Source organism: Bifidobacterium sp. B4111, assembly GCF_026537235.1.
Lineage (GTDB): Bacteria > Actinomycetota > Actinomycetes > Actinomycetales > Bifidobacteriaceae > Bombiscardovia.
Genome location: NZ_JAFNMO010000002.1, coordinates 252,396 through 268,521, shown reverse-complemented (window position 1 = coordinate 268,521; position 16,126 = coordinate 252,396). Strand labels below are relative to the sequence as shown.

Genomic DNA, 16,126 nt, shown 5'->3' with positions numbered 1-16,126 from the left:
TCTCCTTTTGAGCGCCGACGACCGACTTGGGCGTCGGGCCGGGGCATCCCCTTCAGATCATCCGGTCGACTGTCTACGATGGTTCTCGAGTCATTCGATACTAGCTTTACAGAATAGTATACAAAGTCATTGATTATAATTCCGCTATTGATATGCGCCTCCGGAGTAAAGGGTCAACTATGGACAGAACAGGGAGGTCTGCATGAGTGAACGGGATCATCATGAGCTCTCGCCTGCCGATTTTCCAGGTCACGGAATGCGAGAGCGGTCAGCTGTCTACGGGTTCTTCATTATCATGGGCATCGGTACTTCGGCTTGGATTTCTCGACTGCCAACAGTCAAGGCCAGCCTCGGTCTGCAGCCTTCGGGCCTGGCTCTGATGACCATTCTGGGAGGCTGCGGCGCTCTGGTCGGCATGCTGATCTCGGGTGTATTGACTGATCGGCTGGGCGTGCGCCGGGCCATGCTGCTGGCAGCCTCCACCTGGTGTCTGGGCATGGTAATCGCGGCACTGGCTGTCACTCTCCGCTCAGTGCCCGGGGTGGTTTTGGGACTGCTCTTCAATTCGGCGGGGATCAGCCTCTGGGGAACGGTCAACACGGTCGAGGCGGGTGCAGTGGAGCGCTTCTCCTCTCGGTCCATAATGCCGCGTTTTCATGCCTCATATAGTTTGGGCATGTTTCTTGCCCTGGGACTGGGCTCGCTCCTGTCTCATCTGGGTGTGGCCATAGGTGCGCACCTAGCAGTCAATGCGCTAGTTAGCCTGGCTCTGGTGATCGCCTGCGTTCTGCTCTGCCCGGCTCAGCCTCTAGGGGATTACAAGGGCGGTGCTGACGACCAACGTTCGGATCAGCAGGCGGGTTCAGGGCAATCGTCCGCTTTCGGCAAGCAGTTGGCGGCTTGGGGCGACGTCCTTGTTCTTATGCTTGCTTTGATTAATGTGGCCCTGGAGGCCAGCGAGGGTGCTGTCAATGATTGGACCGGGATCGGCCTGGTCGATGCCTTCGGCGTCCCCGAGTCCCAAGCCGGTCTTGCTCCCACGATCTTCGCTGCAGCCATGATCGTCTCAAGGTTGCTGGGTACGCATCTGATCGAACGACTGGGGAACATGCGCTCGCTGATCCTGACCCTCCTGGTCTCGGCTCTGGGCATCTTGGTCTATGCTCTTGCTCCCTCTTTCGTGTTGAGCCTTGTGGGCACTGGAATTTGGGGCGTCGGAGCTGCTCTGGGTGTACCTATCGTCACCACGCTGGCAACCAAGGATCCAGCTGTGGCAGCCCAGCGTGCTTCGGTCATCTCCACTGCCTACTACGGGGTCTCTTGGATCATTCCCCCGGCTATCGGGTTTCTGGCCGACCATACCGGTGTCAGGCCTGCTCTGTTGCCCTTGGCGCTCTTGCTGGCGGCGGTTACCCTCATGGTGCCCACGGTGTCCAGGCTCACTCGGGAATAACACCCTTTGGTTGGCAAAACTCTGCCAACCGATTGTCGGGCGAATACAAGAGATGGAGACCGGCAGTACGGTCTTTGGGCAGATACTCGGATTCAAACAGCCGTTCCCAGATATTGCCGTACACGTCTGTGAATTTTATGGCCACAGCAGCCAGTCGACACCGACCCTGAGGGTCGCCTTTGTCTAAAAAGCGGGGGGATTGGAAGATGTCTTTAGGGCAGATGGTAGGCAGGCTCCAGACAAATCGTCTGCTAGGATCCATGGATATAACCCAGTCAGCCGTTGGTAGTGTGCGCCAGGCGTGATGATGGCCGAATCCAGGCACCCGGTAATAGTCGGCTTCGTTGTGCTGGAGGTTGATGGCTTGTAAACGGGTCTGCTTCAACAAATCCCAATGGACCAGGATTGAGACCTGGCGAATGGTGCCTTCGCTGTGGTTGGTGATGATCAGGTATTCGTCTGCCCCTTGCTTCTGATTGTCGTTCCGAGCAGTCTTGGACTCCCAAACATCAACTCGTGAAGCTTGTTTGAGCAAGGTCTGGTAGAGGTCATAGTTGCGCCGTTCGTCGTCCCTTGCAAAGGTCATCTTCATCTGCCGAGCGGAGTACACGATGGTTGCAGGAATAGCTACAACTGTGGCTATGGCTGTAATGGAGTTAATGACGAGATTAATAACGTCGATGATGGGCATGGACACTCCCCTGAATATCTGCAACATAGTCCCAAGCATGATCGTACAGCGTTGCCATAAGTGATCCTATGCCGTCTAGAGGGTGACTGTCAGATGGTCAGATGGATGCCTTTTCCTGCCAGATTCTCCAAGCACTCCTGCAGATAGGCTGCATCATGCTCGGGGTAGATGGGGTCCGTCAACGGCACTGCAGTTAAATCCTTGTATGGCGGGCAGTGCCTGCCGCGGTAGAGCGGGTCATACCAGGCAGGATCAGGATGGTAGCCGCGCTCGCGCATCGTTGCCATGACTAGTAGATGAAATTGAAAGAGCTTGTATGGGGAATGAAGAAAGACATAGTCAATGGTGGCATGCCGCCGTCCCCAGCCCAGTCCACGCAGAGCGGTGATCTCCCGATGCTGACCCAGCAGCTGCTGTCTGGGAAGCAGTCGAATCAGACCCTGATGCCACAATCGCATGACACCCCCTCGTCGGGGCATAAGTGAACCCCTCCTTCAGCCTAGACACTTGCATCACTATGAAGTGGACAGGCGGAAGGAGGGGTTCCGGTAATCTCTTACTGCAATTCCTTATTGTGCGATGAATCCACCGTCCACAACGAATTCGGCACCCAGCGCGAACTTGGATTCGTCGCTGGCCAGGTAGACGCAGATCTCGCCGATGTCCTGGGGCTCGCCGATGTGGCCCAGAGGTGTCAGCTTGCTCATCCTGTCTTCAAGGCTCTGGCTGATCAGAGGGGTCTTGATGAATCCGGGATGGACCGAGTTGATGCGAACACCGTAGTTGTTGTTGGCAGAATCCAGAGCAGCGGACTTGGTCAGCAACCTGGTTCCGCCCTTGCTGGCGTTGTAGGCTCCGGCCCGGCTCAGGCCCACAAAGCCCTCAATGGAGGAGATGTTGATGATGGAGCCGCCGCGGCCCTTCATCACCCTCATGCCATGCTTGGTGCCCAGGAAGGTTCCGTTCAGGTTAATGGCGATAACCTTTTTCCAGTCCTCGTAGCTCTCCTCGTCCATGGTGGCACCGCTGCCGCCTATACCAGCATTGTTGACCACGGTGGTCAGCTGGCCCAGCTCCTTTTCAACGGTGTCGATGGTGGAGACCCACTGGTCCTCGTCCGTCACGTCCAGGGTGTGGAAGATGACCTGCCCGGGGTGCTCCTGCATGAAGCTGCGGGAGGCATCGCTCTCCTTGATGTCGGTAAGGGCCACCTTGGCTCCCTCGCGGACGAAGCATTCGGCGACGCCCACGCCCATGCCGCCGGTTCCTCCGGTGATGATGGCTACCTTACCTTGTAGACGATCAGTCATATCCACTCCTTTATAGAGATGTGCTGTCATATTCCATCTTATGGGATGGCATGCCCTTACTGATGACCTACGTATGGATGCTTCTGGCTCCTTTATTTCTCTGAAGTTGTATATGAGCGGCCAACAGTTCTGCAGGAGCCACAATATATTTTCCACTGAAACAGTGCGCCTCTTATGCTGACTGGGCTGCGCTTAGATATCGAGCAGGTGGCGATAGAGTTGATGATCCACAGGTCGGTCAAGACTGAGATCGGTGATGGTAACAGGCACTCGGCCCTTGCCGTCTGGCCCTGGTTTTTCTGTGGCTCGTGATGGCCCTACCGCGGTGACATGACCCAAATAATAGTAGCGACGGTCTGCCGCCTCTTGTCGGCGCATGACGAAAAGCGGAATGAAGTGAGTTTCCTGCCAGCCTGGCCGCTCCAGACCCTGACGCATCCACTGGAATTCCCTGGATTCAGGTCTTCTATGGTTCTTGCTGAACCAGCGTAAAGTTTGGTCGCTCAGGAACTGGTCCTGGTACTGGCTGTTGGCGTACTTGATGAAGATGGGCATGGTGCCTGTAGTCCGATCCACCATGTATCCGCCGATGCTCTGGCCGTTGACCTCGTGATTCCAGCCCAGCAGGCGCACGACTTCGGCCATAGTGTATTGCCTTCCCCTAAGGAATCCGTGCTCAGACTGCAGTTCCTGGGCAGGAACATTCCCGATGGCATCCTGGCAGTTGAGCAGACCAGTTTTCAGGGTATCCACGAAAAAGTTACGGAAGGTGCTGTGCTCCTCAATCAGCCCGGCGAAGGTCGAGTTGAGTCGGGTGGATCCGTTCTCCATACGGCTGATTAGCGGAAGGCCGCCGAACCGGCGGGCCTGGGTCGGTGTGAAGTAACTGCCATCCAGCACGCGCAGAGCCGATGCCATCTGGGTGGGATCCCGATAGGACTGCGGGAACCGTTCAGTCAGGGTAGCTTTGAGCCTTCCAATGTCGGTCGCTGTGTTTGTAGGTTCGCTTCTGGAAAGTTGCCACAGTTGCTCGAGGATGATCAACTCCTGAGGCCTTAAACCAGGTAGCATGACTTCGGTGGCCATTTTAAGAATGCCCGTTTCGGTTGGGCTGACGGGGTCAGGCGGAGTGCCATCCGCGCCCAGGTTGCGCTCGCGAGAACGTACGAAAGAGTGATAATCACCTAATTTGGTGGCCATGGTACGCGTGAGCGATGGATCGTGAGCATGGACGTCAGTGAGCATAGGGATGCGTCCTAGCTGGAACCTTAGCTGGCGATATGCTTCGGTCAACTTTTTCATTGCCGACCAATCTGCTGTGTCCAGAGATCGCAGGATACGTGTCCGTGCGATGGGGTCGAAGCTGATGGATGATAGGCCTATGGTGTGGCGTTGCAAGTTGCGACGGGCCATGTCGCGATCGCCCGTATTTCCGTATAGTGCCACGGGGATTAGATAGTTGTTGGTGTAGTTGCCGATGAAGTCTATGACAACGACGCTCTCTTTATGATCGTAAAGCCGTAGTCCTCTTCCCAGCTGCTGAGTGAAGACAATGCTGGACTGGGTATTGCGGAGCATGACTATTTGGTTGAGCGCCGGAATATCGATGCCTTCGTTGAACAGGTCAACAGTGAAGATGTAGTCCAGGTCGCCGTTTTCCAAGTCCTGGATAGCTTTATCGCGTTGCGAAACCGGGGTATCCCCGGTCACAGCCTGAGTACAATAATTTCGTTCGGCCTGCTGATTGAACTCACGGTTGAACAGCTCTGACAGTTGTTGAGCTTCTTCACGTCTACTGCAGAAGACGAGGCCGGTGATCTGCTGGTGGTAGGGGCTGTACTGTTGCAGGACATCGATAATATATCTGACCCTGCCTGGAGCGGTTAGCTGTCCTATTTCGTATGTCAACTGGCCGCGGTCTCGGCTGTTGGTATCATCATCGACGGTAATGCTGGGCCGATCATTGCCGCTAGCGGGGCCAGAACCCAGGTATTCGGTCACTCCGTAATAGTGGAATGGGCAGAGCATACCCTCGTCCAATGCCTTCTGCAGTCGTATCTCGTAGGCTACGTTGTATCCGAAGAGTTCGAAGATGTTGAAACCGTCGGTTCGCTCAGGAGTAGCCGTCATACCTAGAATGAAGTCTGCCGCGGAGAAGTGGTCGAGGATTGCTTGATAACTTTTAGCTCCGGCATGATGGACCTCATCGATAAGGATGTAGTCAAAGGCATCGGCTGGGAACTCTTTCAGAATATCCGGACGACTCATGGTCTGCACCGTCGCGAACAGGTAGCGGCTGTCCTTCTTCTTGTCCCTACCGGTAAATAGGCCGGTCTCCTCCTTGGGGTAACCCAGAATTTCCTGATAGGAAGACTGTGCCTTCGTCAATATCTGCTCCTGCTGAGCAAGGTAGAGCATCCTGGCGGGATCCGCCTGCTTGACGTCCAGGGCCGACAGGAAGGTTTTACCTGTTCCTGTGGCTGAGATGATGATGGCCCGATGTTCGCCCCGCGCTCGTAGCTCTTTCAGGTTCTTCAGAGCCTCCCGTTGCATGGAATTGGGGCGTATGTGTCTGTGTTGACGTGCGGTCTCGACTTGTTTTCTGGGTGGGGCGTAACGACGAAAATCCTCTTCATATTGCCTGATCCAGTCTTCTGTTAGAGGCTGAGATTCAGCAACTTGTCGATTAATCTCATGGTTGATTTGGTCGATCAGCGCTCCCCGGTCCAGGGAGGATAGGCGCAGGTTCCACTCACGCTGATTCGTCAGGGCCTGTTGAGTGAGATTGGAGCTGCCAATGTAGAGATCATAGTAAGGTTTGCCGTTTTTTAGGTGCTTGGCGAAAATATAGCCTTTGGGGTGGAAGGGTTGACCTTCCGGTATAACTTGAGTGCTTGAATCCTCTGACTCTGATTCCTGCTCGCCTTGCCAGACTCTCACGTCGGCTCCGGTAACGTTCTTGAGCCTGAGCAGCTCCCAGAAGGCTCTTGGAGGATTGAAATAGTTCTTAGTCGAGGTGATGATCCGCCCAGGTCGGCTGCCAGGTCTGGCTTTTTGGTTTTTAAACTCTTGGAAAAGGGAAAGCAGGGTCTCGGCGGATACAAAGGCGACTGAGATGTCGAAGGTCTCGCTTTCTTGGAGTTCTTGGCAAAGCGCGTCTTCCATATTGTCATCAGGCTGGTTGGTGATCAGCCGGGGTGTGAAGTCCTGGACTCCAGCAGATAACTCCAAAGTCGGGTTGTCGCCGATAAGGCCTGTAACCACGCCTTCTAATATCGATGTCGAATCAGGATCTATTCGCAGACGGATCTCCGTATTCAACTTAGAATCCATGTTTTTCTCAGTTTCCTTGCAAGGTTCGATTTCCTTAGCTTGGTTGGCTTGGCAGATTGGCTGTTCGAGCGTTCATTGATGTTCATAGTGGGGATTACCAAAGCACTGGTCCATAGCTGTAAGGATGGCTGCTGCCGGTCTGTCGGCAGGAGCCCAGTTCAAGGTTGAAAGATCTTCTGGAGCCAGCCAGCGAAGAGCTCGGTGTTCACTGCGTTGCGGTTGTCCTTTAGTAAGGCGGCAAAGTTGAACGCAAAGGGCAATGCGGCCGAACGGATAGGTGTACATAGTCGTGCAAACTGGTTCCAATACTTGGACCGCGCAATCAAGTTCCTCGAAAATCTCACGACGCAGGGCCTCCGAGGGTGATTCGCCAGGCTTGATTTTTCCTCCAGGAAACTCCCAACAACCTTCGAGGGTGCGACCTGGTCCACGTTGAGCACATAGGATCAGCCCTTTTTCGAGAACAGCTCCGCCTGCTACGCTCGTTATCTTTGTTCGGTTGGTCTGCAGTGTGGTCATGAGTGCTCAATTGCCTTTCCGCCTTTGGGAGCCAGGTCCAGGATACAACTTGGTGACTTCTAATAAGTGTTCAAAGGCCAAGGTCTATGACTGGGGGAGAGGATATGGATTCACCACCCGTCTGCTGAGAAAGAGGCAGGGTGGCGAAATAGTTGTAGGGCCAATTGCGGCAAGGTTCGATCAACTGGTTTGAGTAGCCGACTTGTGCGTACCCTTCAAAGGAATAATGCCCAGGAACAAGGCCGCAACCATAATCAGGATGCTTAGACCGAACATAATGATGTAGCCGTGGGGCTGGTCAGCGATGGCGCCCCAGAAGAGAGCGGCGAAGGCCGAGGCCAGGGAGCCCACCATCTGAATACGTGCATAGATGTTGGTGTAGTCACGCGAGCCGAACACCGCTGTAACCAGAATGGGCGTCTGCACCGTAGTGCAAGCGTAGACCAGGCCGAAGGCAAAGGCTCCTAGCAGCAGTAACGCAGGCAATCCGGGGAAAGCGACCATGAGGCAGACGCCAAGAATGCCGCCGCCGATGCCCAGGCAGAGCCCGTGCACGATGCTGCCGTCGTTGACCATGCCTAGTATGACCTTGCCGATAGCTTGGCCAGCCATACAGGAGGAGGCAATCAGTCCCGTGTAGGCCGCCATGGATGGCAGGGATGCCGCATAGGAGGGCAGGAACTGATAGATGGTCTGATTCATGGTGATCAGACCGCAGAAGAGCGCCAGCGCCCAGAAGGCAGGGGAGCGCAAGGCCTGGGAAGCAGTCATGCCCACGGTCGACGCGGCAGGCTCTGGACTCTTTTTATCTTTGTCCCCGGCGTCTGCGCTATTGTTGGCCGCTTCAACGTCCCTGGACTCCTGGTCGGCGGCGCCGTAAGGATGCAAACCCATCTGTTCGGGCGTGCCGCGAATGACGAAAATGGTGAAGGGCAGGGTGACCACCAGAATGAGAACGGCAAAGACCAAATATCCCCGCCGCCATCCATCAGGGGCGGATCTGATGATCATGGTGCCTATCTGGTTGAAGATTACCCCGCCTATGCCGGTGAAAGCCATGCACAGACCGATGAAGAATCCAACCCGTTTGCGGAACCAGGCGTTGATGAGTGCGGGCACTGACAAATAGAGGATGGGCGGCATGCCGATTCCCAGAACCATTCCGCATAGATAGAACTGCCACATGGCGGATGATCGGGACATACCCAGGCAGCCCAGACCGGCCAGGATGGTGCTTGCCGTCAGGACGATGCGCAGATCGTAGCGGTGCATCAGCCATCCGGCCACCGGCAGGAAGATGACCATGGTGATGCTGAAGATGCTGAAATACCCAGTGAATGCGGCCTTGGGAACACGGAAGTAGCTGCTGACAGGAGTGAAGAAGATGCCCGCGCAACTGCAGACCAGCGATACCGGGATGGCTGTGAAGACGATGCCCGACAGCACGATCAGGTACGGATAAACAGCCTGTTTTCGTGATGAGGGCTGTGTCGGTGTCGTCGACATGACTGGGGCCTTCCTCTTGCGGAATCGGGACTAGCCAACTGCTGCTTGGTTTGTATGCTCCCATTGATCTGCGGCTCGGCTGCTCTGAATGTCCACTATGGGAAATGAAAATGTGAACTCTGGTCCAGCATTCGATCTGAATTGCTCATCGCCATGCGGATTGCAGAGTTTTGTGTCATTGTCGCTGTTGCTTTATGCGATGGCTTGGACTTTCACCGCGCATTGAGCTTTGGCTTTTAATGTGGTTGCAGCACACGCTTGCACTTCCAGCGACTCGAAGTTGTACCATCAGGCCAATTAAGGATCAAGGAAAGGTGGGACGGTTATGACTGTTGCAGATAAGACAGTGCTGATCACAGGAGCTTCGTCAGGCATCGGGGAGGCCACGGTGAGGCTTTTGGCGCAGCGAGGGGCCAAGTTGGTGCTGGGCGCTCGCCGCAAGGATCGGCTGGATAAAATCGTCGACGACATCGTTCAGGCTGGTGGTCAGGCTGCCTCTATGGCTCTGGATGTGACGGATCGGCAGGCCAATGAGGACTTCGTGGCTTTCGCCAAGAAGCAGTTTGGTGGAGTGGACGTGGTATTCCTCAACGCCGGGCTCATGCCCAACTCGCCCCTGTCGGCCCTGCATGTGGACGAGTGGGATCGGACTATTGACGTCAACCTCAAAGGTGCTTTGTACGGCATCGCAGCGGCCTTGCCGGAGTTTACCGGGCAGCGTCACGGACAGTTCATCGCCACCTCTTCGGTGGCGGGCCTGAAAGCTTATCCCGGTGGAGCGGTCTACGGAGCGACTAAGTGGGGTCTGCGTGATCTGATGGAGGTGCTCAGGATGGAGTCTGCCCAAGAGGGGACTCATATTCGTACCTCTACCATTTACCCGGCGGCCATTCGAACCGAGTTGCTGGATACCATCACAGATAAGCAGACTCTGGCTGATATGAACAAGACCTACGACAGCTACCAGATTGATCCCGAACGGGTGGCCCAGGTGGTGGCCTTTGCCATCGATCAGCCTGAGGATACCAATGTATCGGAATTCACCGTAGGCCCTACCATCCAGCCCTGGTGAATTCCTCTGCCAATGCCTTTAGTCGCCGCTGGAGGAAAGCAGACGGATGCCTGATTGAGCCATGGCCTTCCGGGCTTTGACACCCTGATCCTCGCTGACCGGGACAGTCAGATCCTCGAAGACCGTGACCTGGTAGCCCAGTTTTGCGGCGTCAAGGGCTGTATCCTTGACGCAGTGAGATTCGGCGATGCCTACTACATCCACTTGGTCGATGCCAGCTTGCGCCAGGGCATCGGCCAAGGTGACTCCAGATGATTTGGCCGCAGCGAACTCCTCCCTGCTCTGGATGCGATCGGTGTTGTCTTCGATGCCTTCGAATCCGGAGTAGGCGGCTGAATACTGGCCCTTTTTGAAGTGGTGGGCGATACCCAGCTCACGAATTCTGGGATGAAGCTCCGCGCCGGGCGAGCCCGCTACGCCGTGTCTAGGCCAGGTGTCTACAAAATCCGGGCAATCGGACCAATGAGATCCGGGTTCGATGTGCCAATCCTGGGTGGTGGCCATGTAGACGTAGTCCCCGGCATGGCCGTGGACATAGTCGGCGATTTTGCCAGCCGTGGCATTGCCTCCCTCGACTCCCAGCTCACCTCCTTCGCAGAAGGTCGGTTGAACATCCACGACAATCAAAGCCTTGGACATGGTGATCACTCCCTTGGTCGAAGTTGACGGTGTGCAGAAATCATTCTGGTTGAAGCTCGACAATCATTCCTCTTCTGCGCCAATCTAATTCTCGCAGACGGGCTGGTCCTCCGATTCCTGTGGCTGTGCACATCGGCGAGGCGGGCAGCAAGGTGGATTGAAGGTGGCCACTTGGGGCGGTTCCATACGGCCTTTAGCGTGTCTGATTGGTATCCTGAGTGCCAGGATTGTGCGAGGTTATGACAGGTGCCTTTATTGTGGCCCATCTCTTCCTTGTAAGGCTGGGCCAGCATCGTCCTAAGGGAGGGAGTGGCAATGCGGATCAATGAGTTCGGGCAGCCTATTGGTGATGCGGTCTCATTTGCGGGGGCCATGATGCCGGAGTCCGTCGAGTTGATAGGCAGGATCGTTCTGGCGGTGCCCTTGAGCGCAGACCAAAGCGATGCCTTCTATGAACGGATTTTTGGTCCGGATTGCGACGAATCCATCATGACCTATAGCAGGCAGGACCTTTATCCTGATAGAGCTGCATTCGATGCAGGGTTCGAATCCATGATGGCAAGCCGGGGCCCTCTCTTTTTTGCGATACTTCGCAAGCCGTCGGCACCTGATCCTGGCGCCGGTCCATCTGCAGGCGGGGAGTATCCGGGCTTACGAAGTTTGACGAAACCTGATGACTCGTCGGATCTGTTGGGGATGTATGCCTTGATGCGGATTCGGGCGGACATGGGAAGTGTGGAAATGGGCCATGTCATTTATACCAGGGAGCTGCAGAGAAGCAGACAGGCAACCGAAGCCCAGTATCTGATGGCTCGGCATGTCTTCGAGGACTTGGGCTATCGAAGGTACGAGTGGAAGTGCGACAGCCTCAATGAGCCTTCACGAGCTGCGGCGCTGAGGCTGGGATTCAAGCCTGAAGGCCGGTTCAGGAATGACATGGTCTACAAAGGCCGGACTCGGGATACGGATTGGTTTTCCATGACGGATAGTGAATGGCCGGCAGTGAAAGAGCGGTTGGAGAACTGGTTGGATGATGCCAATTTCGACCAGCATGGCAAGCAGAAGCGCCGTCTGCAAGATTGTTAAATCGAATACTGTCGCCTGCGGATGGGATTTCAGCAGCCTTGATGAGGCTGAAATAGGAATTCATGGCTCAGGCAGTAGAGTGTCATTGCGGCGCATCAATGCAAGTGGAGCTCCTTCGAACAACATCTTGCCGCCCGCAGTTCCGGCTCCTGGGCCCATATCGATCACCCAGTCAGCCTGACCGATGAAGCGTAGGTTATATTCTATGGCAATGATAGTAAGGCCTTTCTTGACGATGAGTTTGCGCAAGAGGGCAATCTGCTGCAGGATGTCGGGTTCATGCAGACCGTTGGCAGACTCATCCAAAATAAAGGTATTGTGAATTTCTTCCTTGTGCAGCTCGCTCTTGGGAAGAGTGTCCAGTAGGCCAGTCCGCGACATTCTTCAAGACTTTCGTGGTTCGGCCTAGCGCCTCATGATATTGGTGCATAGCTTCGATGGCAGTCAGCTTAAGTGTCTTAAGCGACGCTGAGGCCGCGGAATCCGGCAGTCAGAGCTACAAGATCGATATTCTGGATACTAAAAAAGTCTTGGGCTGTTTTTCAAGACCTATTGGCGGAGGATACGAGATTCGAACTCGTGAGGGCGTGAACCCAACACGCTTTCCAAGCGTGCGCCATAGACCACTAGGCGAATCCTCCAAGTGCCGCTGAGAGCCATATGACTTCCGTAACGGCACAACTGAAAACTATAGCATGGACGGCCGATATGGCTGCTCCCGGCGTGTGGAGACATAGGAGTCTGATCGTCCTGTGCTCCAGTGAATGATGCTCACAGTAGATACGGCAGCAGCAGGCCGGTAATCCGGCGCCCGAGCCGTTGATACCCTTCCTGGCTGTAATGCAGGCCGTCAGGCATGAAGCGTTCATGCCCCTTGATGAAAGGGCTGATGCCGCTCTGCACAAACAGGTCAATGACCGGGATGCAGTAGCTGGCGCATATCTCCTTCATCCTCTGCATATAGTCCTCCTGCATAAGGTTGCAGGCGTTGCGCTGACGGGTGTTGGGGTAGTTCTTGGTCGGGTGGACGAAGTTGTTCTGCGTGGCCGTGATGACGACCAGGTTTTGCGTGGGATACATCTTCAGCAGACCAGTCAGCATGACGTTCAAGGCGCCGGAGAATGTATGGCTGTCCGTACTGTTTTCCTCACCCAGCGGTATATCGTGTTGGAAGTCGTTGACTCCACCGAAGATCACGACATCGTCTGCCTCGGTATCCATCTGCTCGAACCGTTCGATGAAGGAATCGTCCCTGTCTTCGCAGACGGCGATGCGCGACCCGCAGATACCGTAGTTCCGCACCTCCTTGAAAGGTATGAGCCGCTGGAGGGTCTGGGTCCAGGAGATGCTTTGACCTCCTGAATCCAGACCGTTGTCGCCCCAGGTCGTCGAATCTCCGAAGCAGTTGATGATCTTGTCTTTGAAGTAATCCTCAGACAGCATCATGTCTTGTCTTATTCCCTTTCTTCCCATGTCTGATGGGGTTTACTTCTGGAATTCGGCCTGGATTTCCTTCAGGGTCTTGCCGTTGGTCTCGGGCAGGACGTTCCTGGCGAACCATGCCATGACAAGGCAGAAGATTGCGAAGATGATGAATGTCCATGTGGCTCCGATGCCGTTGAGCATGATCGGGAAGCCCTGCCCAACGAAGAAGGAGGCCAGGAACATGGTCAGGGAGCAGAGGGACTGTGCGCGGCCGCGAATGCGGGTCGGGAACACCTCGGACATGATGACCCAGGCCTCGCCGCCCCAGGAGAGCTCGTAGAAGGCGGTATGGGCGAGGATTCCTATTACGATCAGGATGTTCATGAGCGTGTTGAACTTGCCGATGGAGAAGAGGAGTGCCAGGGCCAAGAGGGCGCCGGCCATGGCCACTGCGCCCCAGGTCAGCAGCTTCTTGCGGCCCAGCCTGTCAATGTAGACCATGAAGATGGCCACGAAGATGATCTTGACCACGCCGATGCCGATGGTCTCGATCAGGGATGCATTGGCGCCGATGCCGGTCTTCTGGAAGATGATGGGAGCGTAATACCCGACTGCGATGGTGCCGGTGAGCTGCTGGAAGGCGGCTGCCAAGAGGGCGATGAGCAGGGCGAAGCGGATGCCCGGCTTGAAGAGCTCGCTGATGAGGCCCTTTTGCTCGGTCTGGACCGTCTTGCTGATCAGACCGACCTCGTCCTTGGCGGACCTGGCGCCGTTCATGCGGGTCAGAACCTTCATGGCCGTGTCGGTGCGGCCTTTTTCGATCAGGTAGCGCGGGCTCTCGGGAATGAGAGGCGTCAGGATGAAAAAGATAATGGCGGGAATCATGCCCGAGCCAAACATGAACCGCCAGCCCCAGGCGATGTTCCAGTCAGGCGGGTTCAGATTGGCTATGGTGGCGTTGACTATGTAGACCACTGTCATGCCGATGGCGAAGGCCAGCTGGTTGGCGCTGACCAGGGTCCCGCGGATTCTGGCTGGCGCGACCTCGGAAATATAGAGCGGGACGATGGTCGAGGCCATGCCGATGGCTATGCCGGACAGGATGCGACCGATGATCAGTATCGTCACCGTGGGCGAGAGGGCCATGGTCAGGCTGGAGAGTGTGAAGAGGAGGCCTGCAACGATCATGACGGGTTTACGTCCTGCATGGTCGCTCATCCAGCCGGCGACCAGGCACCCGGCCATGGCTCCCAGAGCCAGCACAGCCGACACAAATCCCACCTGGGCCTGGGACAGTTTGAAATGTACAGAGAAAAAGCTGATGGCACCGGATATGACGCCTTGGTCGTATCCGAAAAGCGAACCGCCGATGGCTGCTATCAATACGACGAATATGACATATTTGGATCCACTGGTTTCTTTTTGTTCTGGGTATCCTGTGCTCACGCTGACTCCTTCATCAGGCATTGGCTCTCATACACAGAATGTGATATATCTGACACTTTTGAATCTCAGTAGTTGTTGCCAGACTTTGCGCTGATAAAGGAGTCGGGATGAGCCGGGATTGGTGGAATCTACTCGATCTGGTCCAAGGACAGGCCAAGGGCTTCGGCCACACGCCTGCCGTAGTCGGGGTCGGCCTGGTAGAACTGCTTGGTCTCTAGAACCCGGATTTCCGGGTCATCGATGGAGCCCAGGGTGTTCTTGATGGTCTGGATCAGGCGGTCCTTCTCTTCCGGGCTCATCAGCCTGTAGAGACGGCCGGCGGCGGAATAGTAGTCCGTGTCGTAGGGGCGGGAGTATTCGGTCTGTCCCTGGACGGCATCGCCATGCATACGGGCATCATGGTCCTCCACAGGGCCGCCCTTGCTGTTGGGCTCATAGTTGACTGAACCGTCCTGGCCCTGGGCCATGAAGCCGTCGCGCGCGTAGTTATGGACCTGGTTGACGGGTCGGTTGACGGGTAGCTGTTCGTAGTTGGCGCCCAGACGGTAACGCTCGGCATCCTTGTATCCGAACAGGCGGCCCTGCAGCAGCTTGTCGGGCGATGGCTCGATGCCGGGAACGAAGTTGGCGGGGGAGAAGGCCGCCTCCTCCACATCATCAAAGTAGTTGGTCGGGTTGGTGTCCAGCACGAACTCGCCTATTTCAATGCGCGGATAGTCCTTCTTGGAGACCACCTTGGTCACGTCGAAGATATCGTCCTTATAGTCCAGGCCCTCCTGATAGGGAAGGATCTGCACGCAGACCTTCCACTTGGGGTAGTCGCCCTGGTCGATGGCATCGTAGAGGTCATGCAGGAGGAAGTCTGTGTCCTCAGAGGCGATCTTGGCTGCGGTCTCATCGGTCATGTTCTTCACACCCTGCTCGCTCAGGAAGTGGTACTTGACCCAGAACTGCTCGCCTTTCGTATTGACCCACTTGAAAGTGTGGCTCCCGTAGCCGTTCATGTTCCGGTAGCTGGCCGGGTTGCCCCTGTCTCCCATCAGATAGGTGACCTGGTGGACGGACTCAGGGGAGTGGGACCAGAAGTCCCACTGCATCTCCTGGCTGCGCAGGTGGGTGGCCGGATCGCGCTTCTGCGAGTGGATGAAGTCAGGGAACTTCAGGGGATCATTGACGAAGAAGACCGGAGTGTTGTTGCCTACAATGTCGTAATTGCCTTCCTGAGTGTAGAAGCGCAGAGCGAAGCCGCGCACGTCCCTCAGGGTGTCGGGGTAGCCCGATTCGCCGGCCACCTGGGAGAAGCGCAGGAGGATGGGCGTGGTCTTGCCAGCTCCATTAAATAGGTCTGCCTTGGTGTAAGCGCTCATGTCCTTGGTCAGGGTAAAGGTTCCCTTGGCTCCGGCCCCCTTGGCGTGGACCACGCGCTCCGGTATGCGTTCGCGGTTGAAGTGGGCGAGCTTTTCAAAAAGCTGGTAGTCCTGCATGAGGATGGGTCCGCGGGTGCCCGCCGTCTGGCTATGGTTGTTGTCTGCCCAGGGCTGCCCTTCGCTGGTGGTGAGTTTGTCGTTCATATCTGCTCGATTCCTCTTACTTCCATGATGCTTGCGATCGACAGTCCCATGCGGGCCAGGTCTACGGCCCTGCTC

14 protein-coding genes and 1 tRNA gene are annotated in these 16,126 nt (G+C 55.9%); 3 read left to right on the top strand and 12 right to left on the bottom strand.

Annotated elements, in window-relative coordinates; all coding sequences use genetic code 11:
- Positions 1–202 precede the first annotated feature (202 nt).
- On the top strand, positions 203–1,453 hold the full coding sequence (locus J3T93_RS05040; RefSeq protein ID WP_267430792.1) for an MFS transporter: 1,251 nt from the start codon (positions 203–205) through the stop codon (positions 1,451–1,453).
- Here J3T93_RS05040 and J3T93_RS05035 read toward each other — a convergent pair.
- From J3T93_RS05035 to J3T93_RS05010, 6 genes are all read right to left on the bottom strand, one after another.
- Positions 1,440–2,144 (bottom strand): hypothetical protein, encoded by a 705-nt coding sequence (locus J3T93_RS05035; protein WP_267430790.1) that lies wholly within the window; start codon positions 2,142–2,144, stop codon positions 1,440–1,442. The two genes, J3T93_RS05040 and J3T93_RS05035, sit on opposite strands and share 14 nt — an antisense overlap.
- A gap of 89 nt (positions 2,145–2,233) precedes the next feature.
- Positions 2,234–2,602 carry a TIGR02328 family protein gene (locus tag J3T93_RS05030; RefSeq protein ID WP_267430789.1) on the bottom strand — a complete coding sequence of 123 codons (369 nt, stop codon included), beginning with the start codon at positions 2,600–2,602 and terminating at the stop codon, positions 2,234–2,236.
- A gap of 111 nt (positions 2,603–2,713) precedes the next feature.
- Positions 2,714–3,454 carry an SDR family oxidoreductase gene (locus J3T93_RS05025; RefSeq protein WP_267430787.1) on the bottom strand — a complete coding sequence of 247 codons (741 nt, stop codon included), beginning with the start codon at positions 3,452–3,454 and terminating at the stop codon, positions 2,714–2,716.
- A 192-nt stretch (positions 3,455–3,646) separates the two neighbouring features.
- Complete coding sequence (locus J3T93_RS05020; RefSeq protein ID WP_267430785.1) at positions 3,647–6,787, bottom strand: DUF3427 domain-containing protein; 3,141 nt, start codon at positions 6,785–6,787, stop codon at positions 3,647–3,649.
- Positions 6,788–6,859: 72 nt separating this feature from the next.
- Positions 6,860–7,306 carry a (deoxy)nucleoside triphosphate pyrophosphohydrolase gene (locus J3T93_RS05015; protein WP_267430784.1) on the bottom strand — a complete coding sequence of 149 codons (447 nt, stop codon included), beginning with the start codon at positions 7,304–7,306 and terminating at the stop codon, positions 6,860–6,862.
- 180 nt (positions 7,307–7,486) lie between these two features.
- On the bottom strand, positions 7,487–8,812 hold the full coding sequence (locus J3T93_RS05010) for an MFS transporter (protein WP_267430783.1): 1,326 nt from the start codon (positions 8,810–8,812) through the stop codon (positions 7,487–7,489).
- 325 nt (positions 8,813–9,137) lie between these two features.
- On the opposite strand from J3T93_RS05010, the gene J3T93_RS05005 reads away from it, so the two are divergent.
- On the top strand, positions 9,138–9,884 hold the full coding sequence (locus J3T93_RS05005; protein ID WP_267430781.1) for an SDR family oxidoreductase: 747 nt from the start codon (positions 9,138–9,140) through the stop codon (positions 9,882–9,884).
- A gap of 18 nt (positions 9,885–9,902) precedes the next feature.
- Here the strand turns inward: J3T93_RS05005 and J3T93_RS05000 are convergent, their stop codons facing one another.
- Positions 9,903–10,523, bottom strand: coding sequence for an isochorismatase family protein (locus J3T93_RS05000; protein WP_267430779.1), 621 nt, complete (start codon positions 10,521–10,523; stop codon positions 9,903–9,905).
- A gap of 315 nt (positions 10,524–10,838) precedes the next feature.
- Here J3T93_RS05000 and J3T93_RS04995 point away from each other — a divergent pair, with 315 nt between their 5' ends.
- Entirely contained in the window at positions 10,839–11,609 is a 771-nt protein-coding gene (locus J3T93_RS04995) for a GNAT family N-acetyltransferase (RefSeq protein ID WP_267430777.1), read from the top strand.
- 60 nt (positions 11,610–11,669) lie between these two features.
- Here the strand turns inward: J3T93_RS04995 and J3T93_RS04990 are convergent, their stop codons facing one another.
- From J3T93_RS04990 to J3T93_RS04970, 5 genes are all read right to left on the bottom strand, one after another.
- Positions 11,670–11,990 carry a hypothetical protein gene (locus J3T93_RS04990; RefSeq protein ID WP_267430776.1) on the bottom strand — a complete coding sequence of 107 codons (321 nt, stop codon included), beginning with the start codon at positions 11,988–11,990 and terminating at the stop codon, positions 11,670–11,672.
- A gap of 172 nt (positions 11,991–12,162) precedes the next feature.
- Positions 12,163–12,250 (bottom strand) — tRNA-Ser (locus J3T93_RS04985).
- Positions 12,251–12,380: 130 nt separating this feature from the next.
- Positions 12,381–13,055 (bottom strand): SGNH/GDSL hydrolase family protein, encoded by a 675-nt coding sequence (locus J3T93_RS04980; protein ID WP_220236799.1) that lies wholly within the window; start codon positions 13,053–13,055, stop codon positions 12,381–12,383.
- A gap of 39 nt (positions 13,056–13,094) precedes the next feature.
- Positions 13,095–14,480, bottom strand: coding sequence for a sugar porter family MFS transporter (locus J3T93_RS04975; protein ID WP_267430775.1), 1,386 nt, complete (start codon positions 14,478–14,480; stop codon positions 13,095–13,097).
- A 128-nt stretch (positions 14,481–14,608) separates the two neighbouring features.
- Positions 14,609–16,051 (bottom strand): catalase, encoded by a 1,443-nt coding sequence (locus J3T93_RS04970; protein ID WP_267430773.1) that lies wholly within the window; start codon positions 16,049–16,051, stop codon positions 14,609–14,611.
- Between the last annotated feature and the right edge of the window lie 75 nt (positions 16,052–16,126).

Coding starts and splice junctions, on each gene's coding strand:
- J3T93_RS05010 (WP_267430783.1), bottom strand. CDS start 8,812: ATGTCGACGACACCGACACAGCCCTCATCACGAAAACAGGCTGTTTAT.
- J3T93_RS05030 (WP_267430789.1), bottom strand. CDS start 2,602: ATGCGATTGTGGCATCAGGGTCTGATTCGACTGCTTCCCAGACAGCAG.
- J3T93_RS05005 (WP_267430781.1), top strand. CDS start 9,138: ATGACTGTTGCAGATAAGACAGTGCTGATCACAGGAGCTTCGTCAGGC.
- J3T93_RS05020 (WP_267430785.1), bottom strand. CDS start 6,787: ATGGATTCTAAGTTGAATACGGAGATCCGTCTGCGAATAGATCCTGAT.
- J3T93_RS05000 (WP_267430779.1), bottom strand. CDS start 10,523: ATGTCCAAGGCTTTGATTGTCGTGGATGTTCAACCGACCTTCTGCGAA.
- J3T93_RS05015 (WP_267430784.1), bottom strand. CDS start 7,306: ATGACCACACTGCAGACCAACCGAACAAAGATAACGAGCGTAGCAGGC.
- J3T93_RS04995 (WP_267430777.1), top strand. CDS start 10,839: ATGCGGATCAATGAGTTCGGGCAGCCTATTGGTGATGCGGTCTCATTT.
- J3T93_RS04990 (WP_267430776.1), bottom strand. CDS start 11,990: ATGTCGCGGACTGGCCTACTGGACACTCTTCCCAAGAGCGAGCTGCAC.
- J3T93_RS04970 (WP_267430773.1), bottom strand. CDS start 16,051: ATGAACGACAAACTCACCACCAGCGAAGGGCAGCCCTGGGCAGACAAC.
- J3T93_RS04980 (WP_220236799.1), bottom strand. CDS start 13,055: ATGATGCTGTCTGAGGATTACTTCAAAGACAAGATCATCAACTGCTTC.
- J3T93_RS05035 (WP_267430790.1), bottom strand. CDS start 2,144: ATGCCCATCATCGACGTTATTAATCTCGTCATTAACTCCATTACAGCC.
- J3T93_RS05040 (WP_267430792.1), top strand. CDS start 203: ATGAGTGAACGGGATCATCATGAGCTCTCGCCTGCCGATTTTCCAGGT.
- J3T93_RS05025 (WP_267430787.1), bottom strand. CDS start 3,454: ATGACTGATCGTCTACAAGGTAAGGTAGCCATCATCACCGGAGGAACC.